Raw genomic sequence first — 21,228 nt, forward strand, 5'->3', positions numbered from 1 at the left:
AATTCCCTACAGGCCACATTAATCGTTTGGCCTGTAGCTTCTTTATAATTAAACCCCTTTAGCAAAGCTTTAAACCAAGTTAGTCATTTTCGCTGCCTAAATAAGCATAATCCTATATTTTAGCCTCCTTGTCTGTTCCTGTTTCAATCTATTATTCCGATCACTTATTTTTATGAAAATAGTTGAATAACTTAGTCAATTTAGATCTTTGCGATGCACTAGCCGCTTATATATGATGCGCCCTTTTCAAAATCTTCAAGGCACGCTCAATGACTTTTCAGCATTTATCAGCTAATAAAAAATTAGCACTTAGCTTGGCTATTACCACCGCACTTAGCGCCTCTTTTTCAGCTGCTAATGCGGCTGAGCAAACTAACCAAGTCGAAGAAAATATCGAAGTAATTTCAGTAACAGGCACGCGCCGCAGTTTGCGTAGTATTGCGCAAAGTACTGTGCCTGTAGATATTATTAGCAGTGACGATATGGCAAGTACGGGGCAACTTGAAATTAGCCAAGTGCTCGCTAACCAAGTCCCGAGCTTTAACTACCCAAGTGCCACACTCTCTGATGGCACCGATCATGCTCGCCCAGCGGTTTTAAGAGGCCTTGCACCCGATCACACCTTAGTCCTTATTAACGGTAAGCGTCGCCACTCTGGTGCGTTATTAAACTTAGGGGGTACGGTTGGTCGCGGCTCTACCGCGGTTGATTTAAACATGATCCCAACCTCTGCAATTAAGCGTGTTGAAGTACTGCGCGATGGGGCTGCAGCACAATATGGCTCTGACGCCATTGCGGGAGTAATCAATATTGTTTTAAAAGATGCCACCGAAGGCGGCAGTGTTAGTGTAACTTATGGCCAATACGACAGCCAAATGGCAGGTGTACCGCAACTAAATAGCACTTATGCGGATGATAACGGCAACCTTGCATTTAATTTAGGCGACGATCGTCACGTTAACGACGGTAATACCCGCACAATTAGCGCAAACTCAGGTTTTTCATTAACAGACAATGGTTTTGTAAATGTATCAATTGAATACCGTGATAACGACTCAACTCAACGCTCTGGTTTTGATCCGCGCGAACAATACAGCCGCCTAGATGATGGCAGCCTAGACCCACGCGAATTTACAATTGATCGCTACAATCATCGTTTTGGTAAAGCAGCGTTGGAAGACTACGCTTTGTTTTACAATATGGGATACGATTTAGAGAATGGCTTTAATGTTTATTCGTTTGGTAGCTATTCAGAGCGTGAAGGTAACTCGGGCGGATTTTACCGTCGTGCAAAAGACAGCCGCAATGTTTTAGAGCTATACCCTAATGGCTTTTTGCCACAAATTGCTACCGACGTAAAAGATTACTCGCTGGCACTTGGTTTACAAGGCGATAGTGGCGACTGGACTTGGGATGTAAGCACCAACTACGGCCGAAATGACTTTGGTTTAGGGGTTGTAAATAGCCTAAATACTTCGTTAGGTACTAACAGCCAAACTGAGTTTGATAACGGCGCCATGGTTTACGATCAGTTTTTAGTTAACTTTGATGCCAATACCAGCGTTGATTTTGGTCTACCCGATGATGTGTTTTTCACTATTGGTGCTGAATACCGCCGTGAAAGCTATAAAATAGAGCAAGGCGAGGAAGCCTCTTATATTACTGCGCTTGATAACAACGGCAACCCAATTGCTGCTGGCGGTGCGCAAGTGCTTCCTGGGTTTGGGCCGCAAAGCGCAACCAATGAAAGTCGTCATAATGTTGCTGTATTTGCTGAATTTGATACTTACTTAACTGATAAATGGAATGTTGTTTTAGCCAGTCGCTATGAAGATTACAGCGATTTTGGTAACACATTTACTTCAAAATTAGCCACGCGTTACAGTATTAACGACAACCTATCGTTACGTGGTGCGGCAAGTACTGGCTTTCGTGCGCCGTCACTTGCACAAAGCTCGTACCGTCAAATATCGACTATTCTCGAAAATAACCAGCCTTTTGAAGTTGGCCTATTTCCAAGCTCTGCTCCTGCAGCGCAAGCGTTAGGTGCAAAACAGCTCGATGCAGAAGACTCAGTTAACGTTACCGCTGGATTTGTTTACACTCAAGGTGGCTTTAGCTTAACAGTTGATGCGTACCGCATTGATATTGATGACCGGATTGTACTCTCTGAAAACTTAAGCGGTGACGCTGTGCAGCAAATTCTAGCGAATGCTGGCGAACTAAATACCGAAAGTGTTCGTTACTTTACCAACGCCATCAATTCGCGCACGCAAGGTGTTGATATTGTGGCAACGTACACACTTGATTTAAATACATTGGGTGATGTGCGCTTAAATGCGGCGGCAAACATTAACGATACCGAAGTGACTCATGTAGATGCAAACCCGAGCGAGCTAAATTCTTTAGGCGATGACTACGTGGTATTTGCCCGTCGTGAAATAGGCCGTTTTGAGCAAGGCACACCCGATAACAAGTTAAACCTTTCGGCTGTTTGGAGCTTTAAGCAATGGCAAACAACCTTGCGTGCAACTCGCTATGGGGAAGTGGCAGATATTTCAACCACCAGCGAGGGTGATGAATATTTAGATGCTAAATGGATTGCTGATTTAGAAGTCGCTTATCGTCCTAACGAAGCGTGGAAATTTGCAGTGGGTGCAAATAACTTGTTCGATCAGTACCCTCAAGCAACGGTAGATAATATTGGCTACTCTAACTTTGGCCAAATATTTCCGTACACGCCTTACACACCCTACAGTTTAGATGGGCGCTTTTTATACGGTAACATTACTTACAATTTTTAAGTAAAACGCCCATTAACAATAGAGTAATTACAAAAGGATGCAGTGTGCATCCTTTTTATTAACATTTAGTATTTTTAACCATATTTTGGCATTTTAACTTTTTAATTACTGCTGCCACCTCATATAAAACAACAACTTACATTTCGGCCTCAATTTTGCTCTATACTTTGTATATTAACTAAAATAATCAATATCAAAGGACTAAACATGAGCGCATCAACTCTATTGAACTTCACTAAGCCCGTTTCATTAATTAGTGGCATTTTATTACTCAGCGGTTGTGTATTTCACATATCGCCCAGTGTCGCATCAGTTAAACAAACCCAGCAGCTTTCACTGCCAAGCAATAACCTTGAGTACTTAACGATATTAAGTGGTGCCGGTTCGCTCGATATTCAGGGCTCTAATACTGCAACCAATATTAGCGTTGATGCCATCATTTACACCGCCGACATTGACGATGAATACGAACTCACCCTTGAGAAAAGCGGTACACAAGCAAAACTTGTTGCACAAAATAAAAGTAATAATGGGATTAGCTTTTACAGCGGGCAATCACCAAGTATCAATTTAGTTGTTACCGTACCTAACACCCTAAATTTAGATATTAACGACGGCTCAGGCGATATTGTTATTAACGAGATGCAAAGCAATATTGATGTAAAAGATGGTTCTGGCAGCTTATCTATCAATGGTGCTAAAAACCTAAATATTGATGATGGCTCGGGCAGTATTTACGTAAAAAATGTAGTCGGCGACTTAGCATTAAATGACGGCTCAGGCAGCATTGATATTGATAATGTCAGTGGTAATGTCGCCATTGAAGATGGCTCTGGCGAAATGCAAGTGACTAACGTAACAGGCGTATTAAATGTTGAAGATGGCTCGGGCGGCATAACTATTAAACATATTAAAGGCGCAGTCACCGTAGACGATAACTCAGGAGATATGTTGATTGAACATATTGGCTCAAGCGTGACGATTGAAGATGGCTCTGGCGATATTCGCGTTAATTACGCTAAAGCGCTAACTATTACAGAAGCAGGCTCGGGTGATGTCAGTATTGATAATATTTCAGGCACTGTAAAATTAGACCGCTAATACACTAATAAAGCGAAATAAATGGCTGTTCACTACATCAGTTATTGTATTTTACTAACACCTAAGCCATGCTAAATGTCTTGAAATTATTAGGATAAACGCGTGTTAGAAATTGCTTTAATTTATTTAGCCGCCGCCATTGTGGCTGTTCCTATTGCCAAACGACTTGGCTTAGGATCAGTACTGGGTTATTTAATTGCTGGCATACTGATTGGTCCCTATGCATTGGGAGTCGTAGGGGATCAAACCGATGTAATGCATTTTGCCGAATTTGGCGTAGTGATGATGCTATTTTTGGTCGGACTTGAACTACAACCCTCACGACTATGGAAGCTTCGGCACTCTATTTTAGGGCTTGGTGGCTTACAGGTGGTGCTAACTGCGGCGGTTATTTTTGCCTTTTGTTATTGGTTTTTTACCATGCATTGGCAAACCGCATTGGCCATTGGTTTAATGCTGGCACTTTCTTCTACCGCGATTGTATTGCAAAGCCTCGAAGAAAAAGGCTGGTTAAAGCAAGAAGCTGGGCAAAATGCATTTTCGGTTTTATTATTTCAAGATATTGCCATTATTCCTATTTTAGCGCTACTCCCCTTACTCGCGTTTGCTGCACCAAGTAGCTCAAAACAAATTAGCGATTCAATCATTGCAGGCTGGCCTGTTTGGCAACAAGTAGGCGTCTCTGTTGGCGTTATTGCCGCTATCATTGCTGGCGGTAAATATGTGTCGGCACCACTGTTTAGATACATAGCACAAACTCACATGCGTGAAATATTCACTATTTTTGCATTGTTTTTAGTCGTGGCTATTTCGCTTGTAATGCACAGTATTGGCCTATCACCTGCTTTAGGTACTTTTTTAGCCGGTGTAGTATTGGCCGAAAGTGAATTTAGACACGAATTAGAAGCCGACATAGAGCCCTTTAAAGGCCTATTGCTAGGACTATTTTTTATCACTGTAGGGGCTTCAATTAATTTTGAGCTATTATTTAATCAATTTAGTACCGTGGTTGCTTTAGTTGCCTTATTAATTGTCATTAAAGCCTGCATTTTGTTTGCCCTTGCTGTCACATTTAAAATTAGCTCAAAGCAAAAACTATTGTTTACATTGGCACTAGCACAAGGTGGTGAATTTGCTTTTGTACTTTTAAGCGTGACCACCACATTAAGTATTTTAACCCCAGAACAAACCAGTCTAGTGACCTTAGTGGTTGCGGTATCTATGTTGATAGCTCCTTTATTACTGATGTTGTATGAGCAAATACAAAAACGCAGTAGTAGCACTAAGCCTGAGTTTGATAAACCAGAACAAATAAATACCGCTAAACATGTAATTATTGCGGGCTATGGCCGCTTTGGGCAAATTATGGGACGTTTATTACATGCACAAGGCTATGAAATTACCGTACTTGATCACAGCCCAAGCCAAATAGAACTGCTGCGCCGCTTTGGTAACACCGTATTTTACGGTGATGCTGCTCGCCAAGAACTGCTTGAAGCCGCAGGCGCGCATACTGCACAAATGCTGGTTGTTGCGATTGATAACCCAGATAAAACCATTGAAATTATTAAGCTGGCACATAAAAACTACCCACAATTAAAAATAGTGGCGCGCGCAATCGATCGTCGCCATGCGTATCAACTACTGAATCTAAAAGTGGATGCGTTTAACCGCGAAACCGTCGACTCAGCCATTAACTTAGCCATAGAATCACTGCAGCTACTTGGCAATAGCAAAGAAGACGCTGAGCGTGCTGGTAAATTATTTAGGGATCATGACCGTGCATCTGTGTTACAACTTTCTGAGCTTTGGGGAGATGATGCCAGCTACGGCGTTGCAGTACGCCAACGTATGGAAGATTTAAAACAGGTATTACAGCAAGATAAGCAAGCACAGCAAAATTTAAATACCTGTGATGCCAACGATTATGAAAATGGCTTAACAGAAGACTCTGCTAAGCCCAAAAAACGACCTAATGATGATGTCCACCTTGAATAGCCTCACCTTGAGGATTATAAAAACCGGTGGCGCCGTGCTCTATAAAACCTAGGTTAATCATTTTTGCTAAAAATGGGTCGCTTTCGTTATCGCCAATGTCGGCATAGTCGGTGGTTTGAAAGTTATCCCATTTTGCAAACTGAGCCTTAATAGCTGGTGTGTCATTTTGCACCGCGTCTAAGCTAAGTGACGTGCTTGCTTTATTCGCTAGGTTACTAATACTAAATGTTTTTACTAGTTTTGAATGGGTAAAAAATGCCAAGTTATACTGAGAGTTATTTTCTTCTAAGCTGTAATTTTTTATTTCGTTGCAGCCTTCGCCTTCGGTGCTCACTAATGTCATTTTTTCAATAAGATGATTATCTACCAGCTGTACTTTTGCACTCCAGTTTTGCACTCCTTGCACCTCTGAGGGCTGATATTCAATACCGCGCTGCTGCGCATTAAAATAACGAATAGGCCGTATTTGATTGTTGCTCGTATGCTGCCAAAGCTCTGTTATAACTTGGCTTTGGTGCGCCACTTGTTGCTCATTTCGCCAAAGGGTGAGAGTTTGGCTGTTTTCCTTATTATTTTTAAGCGCTTGTGGAGCCTTATTAATAATAGTGTAAGTGGCTTTTAATACCTGTGGATTTATATCGCACTGCTCAGCAAAGCTGCTTGCGCTAAATAATGCGCTCATTATTAAAAATACTTTTTTCATTGGGCTATCTCTTTAGTTAATCGCTTTTAGCTTAATTGCCTTTAACATAACCAAAAATAATGGCAGTTTAATGACATAAAAAACCCGCACAGTGTGCGGGTTGTTTTATATCGCAAGGTTTATTGCGCTACTTTTTCATCCGCGGCTTTTACAAAGTCAGCGGCAAAGTCCATAACATGGAATAAAAAGCTTTGCTCATTAGTACCTGTTACTAAATGCGCCCCAGGGCCCATTGCATACACACCTACATCTTCGCCTGCGTGAGTTTCTGATGATAGTGGCACAAGTGCCTCTTGGTGAAAACCTGGCGTTGTAGTATCAACATTACTTAAATCAACACGCCCTGTAACGGGTGCAGCTAAGTAAGATGCATCGGCATCGGTTTCTGCACCTAGGTCTCTGTAGCCTAAACCATTAGTGTAACCAACTGTAGTATAAGGCATATCGTCGGCAGCAAGGCTGGGCTCTGTTTGCCCTACACCAACCACTTTACCTAAAATTGGGTTACCGCGTTTAGGGTAGCCCGCAATGGTAAATACGTGACTGTGATCGGCTGTTACTACAATTAGCGTCTCTTCTGGGTTGGTGTTTTCCATCGCTACTTTTACTGCTTTAGCCAGCTCTACAGTATCGTTCAGTGCGTTGTATGCATTACCCGCATGATGCGCGTGGTCAATACGTCCCGACTCAACCGTTAAGAAAAAGCCTTTATCGTTATTATCAAGCACATCAATCGCTTTTTCGGTCATTTGTGATAATGAAGGCTCGCCTGCAATATCATTGCCACGGTCGGCTTCGTATTGCATGTGAGATTCATTAAATAAACCAAATACACGCTCGGTTGTGGTTGCATCAATCGCAGCAAAACCCGCTTGATCCATTACATAAGCACCATTTGGGTATTGCGTTTTCCACTCGGCGGTTAAGTCGCGATTATCTGTACGATCGCCCTCTACAGCACTAACAGCATCAGCTGAGTTAAACGCGGCATCTTTTGGTAAAAAGTGACGACGCCCGCCGCCCATAACCACTTCAATCCCGTCTACATCAACACCACTAAAACGCGCTTCTAGATTTTTTTCAAAGTTAACCAGCTGTGAGGCAATATCTTCACAATTAGCTGACTCAGAAGCAGGCATATCTGAAATATCTTCCCAGTTACGGTCTGCCGATTTAGCGTAGGTTGCCGCAGGTGTTGCATGGGTAATACGCGCAGTAGAAACAATACCCGTAGACTTACCGGCAATTTCTGCCAGCTCTAATGACGTAACAAGCTCATGCCCTTTGCCTGATGCACAACTACCACGTTCAACCGCTTCGTCTATACCAATTACACCCACATCGGTTTTTACACCTGAGGCCATTGCCGTCATTGTACCGGCAGAATCTGGCGTTTGTGCATCCACGTTATAGGTTTTTACAAACCCAGAGTACGGCATGGTTTCAAAGCTTAATTGGTGATCTTCACCCATTTCACCCTGTAATTGCCCCGCTAAAATACGGGCAGCTGTCACAGTAGAAATACCCATTCCATCGCCAACAAACAAGATCACATTTTTAGCTTTACCCGATTCAGTTACCACTTTACTTGCAGCATCTTGCGCGCCGGCGAGCTTAGTTTGTGCATCACTAAACCATACGTTATTGCTAAGAGACGCCAGCTGCTCACTCGTTAATGAGGTGGCTGGGTCGTTACAGACTAAGTTAGTGTGCGTTACTTCGTTGCTCTCTAATTGCCCGTTTGTATTGGTATCAACACCGCTTTGTGTTTCTACGCCGCCATTGATACATTGCGCAGATCCCACTGCAATTGGGAGATCGACCGCTAAAATATTATTGCTGTTTTTGTCGTCATCACTCGAACACCCCGTTAATGCGACCATTACTGCTAAAGAAAGTACTGTTAATTTATTCATGTGAGCCGCCATTATTGCTGAGTTAGTTCAAGAGCTTGATTAATTAAATGAAATACAACGTTTTGCTCAATAACACCTTGAGCTAGGTGAGCACCCGGTCCGGTTGCATGCAGTGAAATATCTTCACCTGCGTGTGTTTCAGAGCTCAGTGGTACCGTGGTTTCTTGGTGAAAACCTGGCGTTGTTGTATCAACACCATTTAGCTCAACACGTCCTGCAACCGCAGCTGTTTCATAGCTTGCGTCCGCATCCGTTTCATCGATTAAGTTTCTAAAACCGAGGCCATTTGCATAACCTACTGTGGTGTATGGCATGTTATCAGCAGCTAGCGTTGGTGTAGTTTGCCCTACAGCAACCACTTTACCTAAAATTGGGTTACCACGTTTAGGGTACCCTGCAATAGTAAATACATGGCTGTGGTCAGCTGTAACTAAAATAAGGGTTTCTTCTGGATTGGTGTTATCAACGGCAGCTTGTACTGCTTTTGCAAATTCAATGGTGTCGTTAAGTGCATTGTATGCGTTACCCGCATGGTGAGCATGGTCAATGCGCCCCGACTCAACTGTTAAGAAAAAGCCTTTTTCGTTTTTACCCAGCACATCAATGGCTTTGGTGGTCATATCGGTAAGCGATGGCTCGCCTGCTATATCGTTTGCACGGTCAGCTTCGTATTGCATGTGCGATTCATTAAATAAACCAAATACTTTAGTGGCGTCATCGGCAATGCTATTAAAACCGGCTTCATCCATCACATAAGTGCCATTTGGATACTGTGTTTGCCACTCAGTAACAAGGTTACGCTCATCGGTACGATCGCCTTCTATGGCACTCATAGCGTCAGTAGAATTTGCCGCGGCCTCTTTTGGTAAAAAGTGACGACGGCCGCCACCCATCACAAAATCTAAGCCATCAACATCGGTTCCGACAAAGCGTGCTTCTAGGTTTTTTTCAAAATTAACCAGCTGTGAGGCAATATCTTCACAGCCAGCATTCACTGCTGCCTCAGGCATGTCTGAGATATCTTCCCAGTTGCGATCAGCCGATTTAGCATAGGTTGCCGCAGGCGTTGCATGGGTAATGCGGGCAGTAGAGATAATTCCTGTTGCTAGGCCTTTAATTTCAGCAAGCTCAGTGGCTGTAAGTAACTCATTACCAGCCACCGTTGAGCACTCACCGCGCTCAATATCTTCATCAACACCAATAACACCCACATCGGTTTTTACACCTGAGATCATGGCCGTCATGGTGCCTGCAGAGTCTGGCGTTTGTGCATCCACATTATAGGTTTTAACTTGCGCAGAGTAAGGGAACTGCTCAAAGCTTAAATAGCCTTCTTCGCCAAGCTGATTATTGCGTTGACCTTGTAAAATACGCGCTGCCGTTAAGGTAGAAATACCCATGCCATCGCCTACAAATAAAATAACATTTTTAGCTTTGGTGTTTTTAATTGCCTGTGCTTGCGTTGTTTTTGTTGTTAGTTTTGCTTGCGCAGCGCTGTACCAGCTGCTGTCTTTTTGACTTTGCGGTAGAACATTGGCATGACTAACGGCGCTAAACGCAAATGTTAGTGCGATTGCCGCAGCAACTTTTTTAATTTTCATCCGTAATTCCCATTATGTAGTGGTTATTTTTAAAAGTGTGAACACAAAAAACATCAACCGCTGTACTCTAAAAAAGAGTTATGACTAATAAAGGTAATTTTGATGAAGAAAAAATGACGGTGGCAATAAAACGCAGAAAAAGTGAAAGGATATGGGATTTAAAAAAGCTTAAATCCCATAAAATAGTTAATGAGTAATATTTATTGCCTTTGCATACGTTGCAGGAGCAAATCGGATTGTCATAAACAGCATTGCAATTAGCGTTATCACCAACATAAACCAAGATGCTTGATAGCTTGCAGTAACATTAAGTAAAACACCTGCTATATAAGGCACGATAGCGGTAATAATAAAACCAACGCCTTGGACAAACGCAGTGAGTACACCTGCCAATTTGGGATTAGCTAAATGATCGAGCGCCACGGTGAGTGTTAGCGAAAAACAAGCACCTAAACCACACCCTATCATCCCCACCCAAACGTTCATCATAGAATCGGGCATCAATATTAATCCTATAAAACCTATTAGCTGAATCGCAACAGCAAAAAATAACCAAGGTCGCCTGTCTAAGCGGTTTGCTGAAAGTACCGGTGCACCCAATGCACCAATTACCTGAAAAACAGTCATAACGCCAATAAGCTCCCCACTATTTTGTGCACTCCATCCTAAATCCTGAGCGTAACTAGGTAACCAAGCAATCATGCACGCGTAGCCGCCATTAGCGAGTCCAAAATAGGCAGCAAGTAACCATGCTCGCTGGTTAAAAAATAAATTAAGCTTAATACTGTTATGCTTTGCGTCCATCTGCTCCTGCGGCCTTAACCACCAAAGCAACAGAGCAATAACAGGAATAATAAGCCACACTCCAAGTCCTGCTTGCCAGCTGCCATAATGCACCGCCACCCGCGGCGTTAATATTGCAGCTATACCACCGCCTGCCATAAGTGAGGCAGAATATACCCCCATAGCTAAAGGAACTCGCTGTGGATACCAACGTTTAACCACTCCTGGAGCCATCGCTTGCACTATTGCAATGCCTGTACCGCCTAATAACGCACTGATTATTAACGCCCAACCACTGCCAAGCCACAAACGCCAAAAACCAGCTAATGCAATTGCAAACAATCCACCAGCAATCCACGCATTTTCACTTAAATAACGCCCAAGCCAAGGAAGCAATAATGGAAACACACCCATACAAAACATAGGGAGTACGGTTAACAAAGACGCCCCTTGTAAACCAAGCCCAGTGCTTAAACGAATTTCTTCAAGTAATGGGCCGGTAGAGGTAAGCGTGGGTCGTAAGGTCATTGCGAGCACAGCAATGATTAACATTGGCCAAAAAAGCGAAAGCGCCGATGCATAAGAAGAAGTAGAAGTGCTGTGATTACTCATCAATAAAAACCATCCTTAATAACCAAAAAAAGCCGGCGCTTAGCGCCGACTGTTTATATACAAAATATTATAAAGCGTTTAGAAAGGCTTGTAAGGTAAGAACTTACCATCAAGCGTAATTACAGCACGTGAGCCACCTTCAGGATCTTCAACTTTTTTCATATCTACTTTAAAGTTAATTGCACTAATAATACCGTCGCCAAACTGCTCATGAACTAATGCCTTAAACGTTGTACCGTATACTTGCATCATTTCATAAAAACGGTAAATAGTCGGATCGGTTGGCATATTGTTTTCTACACTACCACGTAGTGGAATAGCTTTAAGTAATTCAACCGCACTTGCATCAAGGCCCAGAGTTTGTGCCACTTTTTCAGCGGCTTCTGCAGGCAATGGGTGCTGGCCTAATAAAGCCGCCGTCACGTAAACGTCGCTTAAACCTGTGCCCTCTGCAATTTGTTCAAACGACAGATTTTTTTCTGCTTTTGCAGCAATAATTATATCGGTTAATGCTAGGCGCGCCGTGTTGCTCACTTGAGATTGGATCATAATAGTACCTCTTACAATGGTTGGTTATACAGCTACAGGAAGCTGAATTGGATATGCACGAACATCTGTATGTTCGGCAAGGGAAACAAACGTATTCGTTGCGCCATTTAAAGCTTCAATGCCGCCAGATTCGATATCATAAACCCAGCCATGTAATGCCAAGCGACCTTCGCCAAGCGCAAGACGCACCGATGGATGGGTTTTAATGTTTTCAAGTTGAGCAATCACATTTTCGCGTACCATAGCTTCAATGCGATCACGTTCATTTGCGTGATTGCGCGCTTCATTGACAATGCGAGCTGAATCGGCGTAACGCAGCCAACTGCCAACCGCAGGCATGTGATCCATGCACTTACAGGTTGCTATTGCCGTCATTGCTCCGCAATCAGAATGGCCGCAAATAACCACATCGGTTACTTGCAGTGCAGTAACTGCATATTCAACTGATGCAGAAACCCCGCCAGGCTCAGGCCCGTAAGATGGGACGATGTTTCCGGCATTGCGAATAACAAATAATCCACCAGGCTCACGTTGTGTTACGAGCTCAGGCACTAAACGACTATCAGAACATGAAATAAACAAAGTGCGTGGATTTTGCTTAGTAGCCAAATTTTTAAATAAATCGGCACGCTCTGGGTATGCATCACTTTGAAACTTTAAAAAACCTTCAATGATATCTTTCATAACGGGTGTCTCTATATTGTCGATGAGATGAATATTACGCCCGCTTTTTAATAAGGTAAAAGACTGGTATATTATGATACCGATAAGAAATACTTATAGTTAGCTATGATACTTCGCCACATCAATTACTTTTTGGCCGTTGCCAAGCACAAGAACTTTACCAAAGCAGCAGCATCCTTATATGTGTCTCAACCTGCGTTGTCGCAACAAATTAAACAGCTTGAAGAAACCCTCGGTGCACCTTTATTTGACCGCTCAGGGCGCAGCGTAAAATTAACTGATGCAGGTGAGGTATATGCTCGTTATGCACACAGAGCCTTGCAGGATTTAGAAGAAGGTAAGCGGGCGATTCATGATGTACAAAACCTCAGCCGGGGGTCATTGCGAGTGGCTATTACGCCGACGTTTACTACTTATTTTATTGGGCCATTAGTCAACGCATTTCATCAGCACTACCCCAACATCACCTTAAGCATGGAAGAAATGTCGCAAGAACGCATGGAAAATCGTTTGTTAGATGATGAGTTTGATGTAGGTATAGCCTTTGAAGGCAACCATAGTGCAGACATACACGCCCAAACTTTATTACAAGAGACACTCGCTTTAGTAGTAAATAAACACCATGCTTTAGCTAACAAACACCGTATTGACCTGAGCACTTTAAATGAACAATCACTGGTGCTGCTCAGTAATGAGTTTGCAACTCGCGAACAAATTGAACGTCATTGTCGCCAACACAAGGTGCAGCCTAATGTACTTATGGAAGCCAATTCACTCAGTGCCGTTATTGAAATAGTGCGCCATACACAACTAGCTACTTTGCTTCCCTCTAACATAGCGAGTAAACACGAAGAGTTAGTTGCCATTACTCTTGCACCTTCATTATTAAAACGTACCGCTGTGTTATTACAGCGACAAGATGCTTACCAAAGTGCCGCAACAGCCGCTTTTATAGAGCTGGCTCACAGCACCGCTGAGGCAATAAGCTCAAACATATAACGATAAAACTAAAAGCCGCTCAGTTTATGAATGTCGTGCTTGAGCATAAGCCAGCTATTGCCTACAATAGCGCATAATTAATTCAACGCAGATCACCATTATGACTGATACAAACAAACCAGAATTACCAAATCAACTGTCTATCAATCCACGTAGCAAATTTTATGTAGAAGAAGTATTTGAGCATGAAATCGGTATTACACTTAACGGTAAAGAGCGTTTTGACGTTGAAGAATACTGCATCAGCGAAGGTTGGATAAAAGTAGCGGCACCTAAAGCGCTAGACCGTCGCGGCCAGCCATTACTTATGAAAGTAAAAGGCACTGTAGAAGCGTTTTACAAGTAATAGCTTACTTGTAAAAAGAAAAGCGACACCTTACTGGGTAGTCGCTTTTTTTGTGCCTTTTAAAAACAGCTTTAACATGTTGAACTTTTTTCATACTCAACCTGATGAAGTTTCATTATGAATTTTCAAAAAGTATGTTTGAATAGCCTTAATTATTTAGCCGTATAGAAGTCCATTATGAGTAGGTTAACAATATTAGATGGCGGCATGGGTCGTGAACTTAAACGCATGGACGCGCCATTTTCACAGCCACTTTGGAGTGCACAAGCTTTAATAGAAGCACCACAATGCGTAACTCAAGCGCATCAAGCTTTTATAAATGCGGGGGCAGAAATTATTACGGTAAATAGCTATGCGTGTGTCCCCTTTCATTTAGGTGAAACGCTTTACCAAGCACAAGGTGCAGCACTTGCACAGCAAGCTGCTGTAATTGCAAAAAAAGCAGCTCAAAACACTAATCAAAACGTGCTAGTTGCGGGTTCATTGCCACCCGCATTTGGATCGTACCGTGCTGATTTTTTCCAAAGTGAACGCGCATTTACTATTTTAAATACCCTGTATAAAGCACAAGACGAATATGTCGATGTTTGGATTGGTGAAACCATATCAAACATTGAAGAAGCGCGGGTTATGGCAAGGGTGCTTAAGAATTCAAACAAACCATGTTATTACGCATTTACCTTAAATGATGAGGTAAGCGAACAAGCGACATTGCGCTCTGTTGAATTAGTATCCGACGCTATCTTAGCATTACTCGAACATAATATAGCGGGCATATTCTTTAACTGCTCTATCCCTGAGGTTATTGAACAAGCGCTACGCGACACTAACCGCGTACTAAAACAGCAGAATAAAAATGTTGATTTAGGGGCCTTTGCGAATGGCTTTACACCAATCGCCAGCGACTATAAAGCCAATGAAGGCTCGCAAGGTTACCGCGACTTATCACCCGCTGAGTATGTAGCGTTTGCAAAGCAATGGCATAGCCTAGGCGCAACAATTATTGGCGGCTGCTGTGGTATTGGCCCCGAATTCATAGCAGCACTGGTAAAGTGGAAAAGCGATATTGAAGCGCTTTAATATCATTTATTTAATTACAAAAGTATCGAGAATCCCTTTTGAGCTTATTGACTGCTTCCCAATACCCAATCGAGCCCTTGTATTGCTGTGGTTGGGAATGCGGTTGCATGCTGTGCTCCCTCAATAACAACACTTTTTAATTTTATATTATCACTATTAAGCGCGTTAATTTTTTGCACAAGTTGCGCTGCGCCTTCAACCATATTGTGTCCTTCACCAAAGGCTGGAGTTTCCTTTGCGCCAACAGATACATAAACCTTTATTGGTATTTTGGGCTTATTCACTTTTAACGCTAGCAGTGCATTGTTATCAAACCAAACCGACGGACTGCCAATAATATAATTGCTAAATAGCTCAGGCATCGTAAATAAAATAGTCGCGCCAAATAAGCCGCCTAGCGAGTTACCAATATACGTTCTTTGCGTATTGCTTGCTCGGTAATTTTTTTCGATAAAAGTAAATACTGTACTTTGCAAAAACGTAACGTGCCCTTTGGCATTACCCGTTTGCTTCTTCCAATTTTGAGCCTGAGTCGGTGTGTAATCTCTAACTCGACTACTAGCTCCTCTTGAGCCTTTTTCATAGCCAATCGCCACAATAATAGCCTGTTGCATTTTGTCGCTATTCATTGGAAACCGTGTGGCACCGGCAACGATAGGAAATGCATACGGCGCATCGGTTAAATAAATAACAGGATACGTTTTATTAGGCTCCTTTGCATATGACTTAGGTAATTGAATAAAAATAGAATAAACACGCTTAGTTGAGGGCTCCGTAAGCTCTACAACAGTACTTCTGGGGATTTCGTAAGGGGTATTTGCGCTTAATTTAAAACAGATGAAAACACAAAGTAACAGCAGAAGCTTTAAAGCAGTATTCACTAAATTAGTTTACCTAAAAAACGATATTTATAATTACAATGCCACATAGTCGCTATGTTTAACACTGGCAGTGTTAAACAAGTTGGTCTGATTTATCACCTGAACAGCGGCATTTTTCGTTATTTTTTTTAAAACACTGTTGGTAGTTAAACCAATGGGCTAATGCGATAAAAGCGGAGCCAATTAAAGTGAGTGCTTTTTCGGCCTCTTCTTGACCTAGCAATACTGCAATTATCAAAAAAGCTAAACCAACAACTCCACACGCCATATAACGTGTACGTTTGTGCTTTTTACAGCCTAAGCTTAAAGCTAATAAGCTTGTTGGTAATACTGCAGCAAGAACCCATAAGTGAAACTGTTCACCATTTATTTGTAGTACAGCAAAGCTTGGCAACAGCGCTAAAATAACCGGTGTTGCAAAACAATGTACCGTGCACATTAACGAAAGCCCAATGGCAAACTTGTCTGCTGTCGTTTGAGTCAGCTTCATTATTTATCCTTCTTTTTAATTGTGTTAGCGGTACTTTGCTGGCACCCAAAACAAACACCTGAGATTTCTAATTGCGAAGTTGCTGGCGTAAACCCTTTCATTTTCAGTTCCCTAAACAAAGATTTAACCGAATTGTTAAGGTCATTCACCTCACTTGCTTTATTACAAGAGCTACAAATTAAAAACATCGATAGTTGATGCTCTCTATCATCATTAACGTGACTGCACGGTATAAACTTATTTTCTAACTTTAATCTATGTACCAGACCTACCGACTCTAAAAAACCTAATATCCGATAAACGGACATTGCCAAAATCGGTGTATTTATTTGCTTATTAAATTGATCTGTTAACTCATAAGCAGACAAAGGTTTATTTGCTTTCAATAGAATTTCAAATACCTGCTGACGTTTTGGCGTTAATTTTTTTTCAAAGGCTTCACATCTTTTTATCGCAAAACCCATCATCTCTTTAAATTGCTGCTTATTCATATTACCCACTCTAATGTAGTGGGCTGATGTTTTAACTTTGCCATCCTTGTTGCTCAATGCCTCCGCTGTGGTTTTACCTAAAAATTTATTAACTAGAGCTAAATAAATGTAACAACTAACTTTTGCTTTACAGCAAACAGATCCCCCACGAACAACACCTAAACAATGACAGAAACACTTAAAGCACTGAATTTAAATAAATTTAATTTAAATTATGTAGATGAAGCAGCCAAATTATATATCCTGAGTGATTTTTAGTTAATCAACTATTGATACAATATAACATTTCAAGCACAATTGATACAATATAACATTCGCAAAGGAATTCAAATGACACGAAAATCTCAATTAGCTTTGTTTATAGCAGCCCTACTACCAACAAATACGCTTGCAAATACCATCGAAGGTGTTGTTCTAAACAACCAAGGTAAAGTTGTGACCAACGCAACTGTAGAAGTTGAAGGCTCAGATATAACAGCAGTAACAGATGCAAGCGGTAAGTTCGTAATAACTGATTTAAAAAGTGGTTTAAAAGAACTTCATATTACCGCCCCTGGTTATGCCCATCTGCATCGAGATATCACATTTAGTGATGATAAAAGCCAATCAATTACCTTTAACTTAGAACGTTCACCCATTGAAGTAATTGATATTGAAGCGACGCCTATTCACATGTCGGCAATGGAATCCGCGTCTCCCGTTAGCGTGTTATCTGGCGAACAATTAAGACGGCAGCAAGCTGCAACCCTTGGCGATAGCCTTGAAAAACTCCCGGGGGTTAATACTAACTTTCATGCAAAAGTAGCCAGTACACCTATTATTCGCGGCTTAAGCGGGCCGCGTGTTCTAATTACTCAAAATGGTCTTGATGTCAGTGATGTTTCGCGCGTTGGCCCTGATCACTCAGTCGCATCAGAGGCATCAACCGCAAAACAAATCGAAGTATTACGTGGCCCTGCCACATTATTTTATGGCAGCGGCGCCATTGGTGGTGTGGTTAATGTAGTTGATAATCGGGTGCCTACCGACAGCACAACTCGCGGCGAATGGAACCTTGAGCACAACTCTGTTGATAATCAAAAAGTAGCCTCGTTTAACGCCACTACAGGAACTGATTCTTTTGCATTTTATGCCGACGCCTTTTGGCGTGAAGCCGATGACTATGAAATACCCGTGGCCGCTGAATTAGCCCATGATGACCATAACCATGAAGAACATAGTGGCGATTACACCGTTGCAAATAGTAATGAAGAGTCTGACGGCTTTACCTTAGGTACTAGCTATCTATTTGATCAAGGTTTTGTAGGTATAGCTGTTGAGCAATTTAATCGTCAATACGGCATTCCAGGCCACACCCATGGTGGCGAAGATGTTAATAGCGCTGAGGAAAGCGTATATGCCGACTTAGAGCAAACTAAAGTGCAGTTGCTAGGTGAATATAACCTTGATAACAAATGGCTTAATAGAGTAAACCTGCGCGCAGGTTTTACAGATTACGAACATGCTGAAATTGAACATGGCGCAGTGGGTACCACGTTTGAAAATGAAACCAATGAGTTACGCGTAGACTTAATGCATAACCCGTTTGCGCAGTGGAATGGTGGTTTGAGCTTTCATTACAAACACAGTGATGTTGAAGCGCAAGGCTCAGAGGCATTCACACCACCGTCACAAACACAAAGCTTTGCTATAGCACTGATGGAAGAAAAACACTTTGGTGACTTTTTAGTGCAATTAGGTGGCCGAGTTGAACGGGTAATCATCGATGCTGATAACGTGTTACTACCTAACATTGATGCACACGCACACAATGACACAGGTGTTCATGACGATCATGCTCATGAAGAACATGCCGGCAATACTCGCGTATTTGACGTAGAACAAGAATTCACTCCTGTCAGTTTATCAACAGGCGTCGTGTGGGATTTTGCACCTAGTTACAACTTGGGTTTATCGGTATCTCGTTCTGAGCGCGCTCCTTCGGTGTCTGAGCTATTATCATTCGGCCCTCACATTGGAACTGGTACTTATGAAGTAGGCGCACTATTTGATATTCATGAAGACGGCCATTTTGGTTTATCTGAGCAAGCGCTTGACCTAGAAACAGCAAATAATATTGATTTAACGTTTCGTAAAACCCAAGGTGATATCGGTTTCATTCTTAATGCTTTCTACAACCAAGTCGACAATTATTATTACCAAATCGACACAGGCCTATACGCCGAAAGCGGCCACGACCATGGTGATGAGCATAATCATGACCACGGTGACGAGCATGATCACTCATCTGAACTCCCAGTTTATTTATTTAAAACAGATGACGTAATTTTGCATGGCTTTGAAGCCCAATTTGCATGGCAGTTAACCGATGAGTTTAAAGTTAATTTATTCTCAGATTACGTTCGTGCACGCCTTAAAGACGGTGGCGATTTACCACGCACACCACCGCTACGTTTTGGTACTGAGTTTAGCTACCAAACAAATAAGCTAAGTGCGCACCTTCACGTAACTCGTTATCAAGAGCAAGACCGTACCGCGCCAGAAGAAACAACCACAAACGGCTACACCATGCTTGATGCCAGCGTTTCATATGACTTATCAGTGCTAAATCAAGATATGTCCGTGTATCTACGAGGCACTAACTTAACAGACACAGAAGCGCGCGTGCATAGCTCATTTTTAAAGAATATAGCACCACGTCCAGGTCGTAGCTTTGCGTTAGGTATTCGCGGTTATTTTTAAGCGCTAAAAAATTATAAATAAAGGAAATTAACATGACTAAACTATTCAAATTAAAATTAATTGCACTGGCAATAAGCAGCACATTAATCACCGCTTGTGGTGATGCAGAAACAAACATTGTTGAAAAAGACCCAATAGAAGTACCTGATGACGGCCACGATCATGGCGATGGTGGCGACCACGGTGATGAATACACTATTGATTCATTAGGTAGGCTTGCGATACTTGCTGGGGATAGCAACGAAGCGAACTTTTTCGACTTAGACGACAATGAGCTTCTTGATACATTCACTCTTACTAATGATTCAAACACGCTATCGTCGTCGCCTGACTTTCGTTATGCCGTGATTGCTAGCCGCGCTCAAGATTACCTCGGCTTTATAGACGGTGGCTTGTGGCGCGAAGATCACGGCGCACACCTTCATGATTACGAACAAAGCCCTGAGTTTAGCAGTTATGAGCTAACTAGCGGCAGTCGCCCTACTCACTTGGTAAAGTACGATGGTAAATTAGCGGTATTTTATGATGGTGATGCAGCATCAGGCACAACTGCGTCTGTTGAAGTATTAACAGATAACGACATAACAAACGCAATAGCGACCTTACCTGGTATTAGTTACGACATTAATATGCACGGCGTCGCTGAGCCTCGTGGAGAGCATTTATTAGCGACCATTCGCCGCGATGATGCTCAAAGTACATCAAACGCTAAAATTTTGCCGGATCAGGTAGGGGTTTATCACTTTCATGATGGCGAATACGAACTTGAACAAACGTTAGAGTTAACATGCCCTGATTTGCACGGCTCAGCACAAAACCATGATTACGTAGCGTTCGGCTGTAGTGACGGTGTGCTATTAGCCCACCAGCATGATGACGAATACCACGCTGAAAAAGTAATAAATATTGATGCCGTCGGCGACTTACGCATTGGTAGTATATACGGCCATGAGGGCAGCGAAACCTTTATTGGTGTTGCATCTGGTCACGGCGGCGGCCCTGCTGTGATTGTGAGTATAAATCCTGCGAAAGCTGAAATGGAAGAATTTGAATGGCAACTAGCCGATGGCGCAAGCGCTGTTTCTTACTCTTTCTCAGCGAATGGCGAGCACTTTTTAGTTTTAGACAGCCTAGGCTTTTTAAATGTGCTTGAGGCGCATGCGCACGACGATCACATACACTGGGAGCTAGCAGGTCAAGTTGATATTACACAAGAAGACGTAACAACTATGCCTGAAGGCATGAAGTTTAGTATGACAGTAGCGCAAAATGGTCAGTTTGCTTACGTAGCCGACCCAATAGCCCAACACGTTGTGCAAGTACACCTAGAAGACTTAGAAATTGAAGGTGAACTAGAACTTACATTCCCACCAGCGGCTATCACTTGGTTAGGTATTGCACAAGAGGAAGAACACGCACACGAACATTAATTTTATATCTGTATTTAC

General features: G+C 42.3%; 17 protein-coding genes. 8 read left to right on the top strand and 9 right to left on the bottom strand.

All coding sequences use genetic code 11. The features are described from left to right. The first annotated feature begins 269 nt into the window (after nt 1-269). The 3 genes from ND6B_RS08960 to ND6B_RS08950 all read left to right on the top strand — a co-directional run bounded on the left by ND6B_RS08960 (nt 270) and on the right by ND6B_RS08950 (nt 5,903). The gene (locus ND6B_RS08960) at nt 270-2,804 is read left to right on the top strand and encodes a TonB-dependent receptor plug domain-containing protein (protein WP_033103570.1); all 2,535 of its coding nucleotides are present in this window, start codon (nt 270-272) and stop codon (nt 2,802-2,804) included. 207 nt (nt 2,805-3,011) lie between these two features. Further along, complete coding sequence (locus ND6B_RS08955) at nt 3,012-3,905, top strand: lipoprotein (protein WP_033103571.1); 894 nt, start codon at nt 3,012-3,014, stop codon at nt 3,903-3,905. 102 nt (nt 3,906-4,007) lie between these two features. Further along, nucleotides 4,008-5,903, top strand: a complete 1,896-nt coding sequence (locus ND6B_RS08950; protein WP_013466243.1) for a monovalent cation:proton antiporter-2 (CPA2) family protein — start codon at nt 4,008-4,010, stop codon at nt 5,901-5,903. Here ND6B_RS08950 and ND6B_RS08945 read toward each other — a convergent pair. The 6 genes from ND6B_RS08945 to ND6B_RS08920 form a co-directional block, all read right to left on the bottom strand. Continuing rightward, nucleotides 5,878-6,606 carry a hypothetical protein gene (locus ND6B_RS08945; RefSeq protein ID WP_033103572.1) on the bottom strand — a complete coding sequence of 243 codons (729 nt, stop codon included), beginning with the start codon at nt 6,604-6,606 and terminating at the stop codon, nt 5,878-5,880. The two genes, ND6B_RS08950 and ND6B_RS08945, sit on opposite strands and share 26 nt — an antisense overlap. 119 nt (nt 6,607-6,725) lie before the next feature. After that, nucleotides 6,726-8,522, bottom strand: a complete 1,797-nt coding sequence (locus tag ND6B_RS08940; protein WP_033103592.1) for an alkaline phosphatase — start codon at nt 8,520-8,522, stop codon at nt 6,726-6,728. Between the two features lie 11 nt (nt 8,523-8,533). After that, entirely contained in the window at nt 8,534-10,123 is a 1,590-nt protein-coding gene (locus ND6B_RS08935; protein WP_033103573.1) for an alkaline phosphatase, read from the bottom strand. Between the two features lie 186 nt (nt 10,124-10,309). Further along, a complete protein-coding gene (locus ND6B_RS08930; protein WP_033103574.1) occupies nt 10,310-11,518 on the bottom strand; it encodes a CynX/NimT family MFS transporter in 1,209 nt (402 codons plus the stop codon). Nucleotides 11,519-11,596: 78 nt separating this feature from the next. Continuing rightward, nucleotides 11,597-12,067, bottom strand: a complete 471-nt coding sequence (gene cynS / locus ND6B_RS08925) for a cyanase (protein ID WP_028834723.1) — start codon at nt 12,065-12,067, stop codon at nt 11,597-11,599. A gap of 24 nt (nt 12,068-12,091) precedes the next feature. Beyond that, nucleotides 12,092-12,751: a carbonic anhydrase gene (locus ND6B_RS08920; RefSeq protein ID WP_033103575.1), complete on the bottom strand. Its 660-nt coding sequence runs from the start codon at nt 12,749-12,751 to the stop codon at nt 12,092-12,094. A 105-nt stretch (nt 12,752-12,856) separates the two neighbouring features. On the opposite strand from ND6B_RS08920, the gene cynR reads away from it, so the two are divergent. The 3 genes from cynR (at nt 12,857) to ND6B_RS08905 (ending at nt 15,176) form a co-directional block, all read left to right on the top strand. Continuing rightward, the gene (gene cynR, locus ND6B_RS08915; RefSeq protein WP_033103576.1) at nt 12,857-13,750 is read left to right on the top strand and encodes a transcriptional regulator CynR; all 894 of its coding nucleotides are present in this window, start codon (nt 12,857-12,859) and stop codon (nt 13,748-13,750) included. Between the two features lie 100 nt (nt 13,751-13,850). Beyond that, nucleotides 13,851-14,096, top strand: coding sequence for a DUF3297 family protein (locus ND6B_RS08910; RefSeq protein ID WP_008112798.1), 246 nt, complete (start codon nt 13,851-13,853; stop codon nt 14,094-14,096). A gap of 177 nt (nt 14,097-14,273) precedes the next feature. Beyond that, complete coding sequence (locus ND6B_RS08905; protein WP_033103577.1) at nt 14,274-15,176, top strand: homocysteine S-methyltransferase family protein; 903 nt, start codon at nt 14,274-14,276, stop codon at nt 15,174-15,176. 44 nt (nt 15,177-15,220) lie between these two features. Here ND6B_RS08905 and ND6B_RS08900 read toward each other — a convergent pair whose 3' ends face one another. From ND6B_RS08900 to ND6B_RS08890, 3 genes are all read right to left on the bottom strand, one after another. Continuing rightward, nucleotides 15,221-16,057 (bottom strand): alpha/beta hydrolase, encoded by an 837-nt coding sequence (locus ND6B_RS08900; protein ID WP_033103578.1) that lies wholly within the window; start codon nt 16,055-16,057, stop codon nt 15,221-15,223. Between the two features lie 73 nt (nt 16,058-16,130). Next, on the bottom strand, nt 16,131-16,547 hold the full coding sequence (locus ND6B_RS08895; RefSeq protein ID WP_033103579.1) for a MerC domain-containing protein: 417 nt from the start codon (nt 16,545-16,547) through the stop codon (nt 16,131-16,133). Continuing rightward, a complete protein-coding gene (locus ND6B_RS08890) occupies nt 16,547-17,038 on the bottom strand; it encodes a Fur family transcriptional regulator (RefSeq protein WP_033103593.1) in 492 nt (163 codons plus the stop codon). The genes ND6B_RS08895 and ND6B_RS08890 overlap by 1 nt, the downstream gene beginning before the upstream one ends. Nucleotides 17,039-17,368: 330 nt before the next feature. On the opposite strand from ND6B_RS08890, the gene ND6B_RS08885 reads away from it, so the two are divergent. Both ND6B_RS08885 and ND6B_RS08880 read left to right on the top strand, forming a co-directional pair. Beyond that, on the top strand, nt 17,369-19,780 hold the full coding sequence (locus ND6B_RS08885; protein WP_033103580.1) for a TonB-dependent receptor: 2,412 nt from the start codon (nt 17,369-17,371) through the stop codon (nt 19,778-19,780). Nucleotides 19,781-19,812: 32 nt separating this feature from the next. Further along, nucleotides 19,813-21,210 carry a hypothetical protein gene (locus ND6B_RS08880; protein ID WP_033103581.1) on the top strand — a complete coding sequence of 466 codons (1,398 nt, stop codon included), beginning with the start codon at nt 19,813-19,815 and terminating at the stop codon, nt 21,208-21,210. Nucleotides 21,211-21,228 lie beyond the last annotated feature (18 nt).

Source organism: Pseudoalteromonas sp. ND6B (assembly GCF_000764215.1).
GTDB lineage: Bacteria > Pseudomonadota > Gammaproteobacteria > Enterobacterales > Alteromonadaceae > Pseudoalteromonas > Pseudoalteromonas tetraodonis.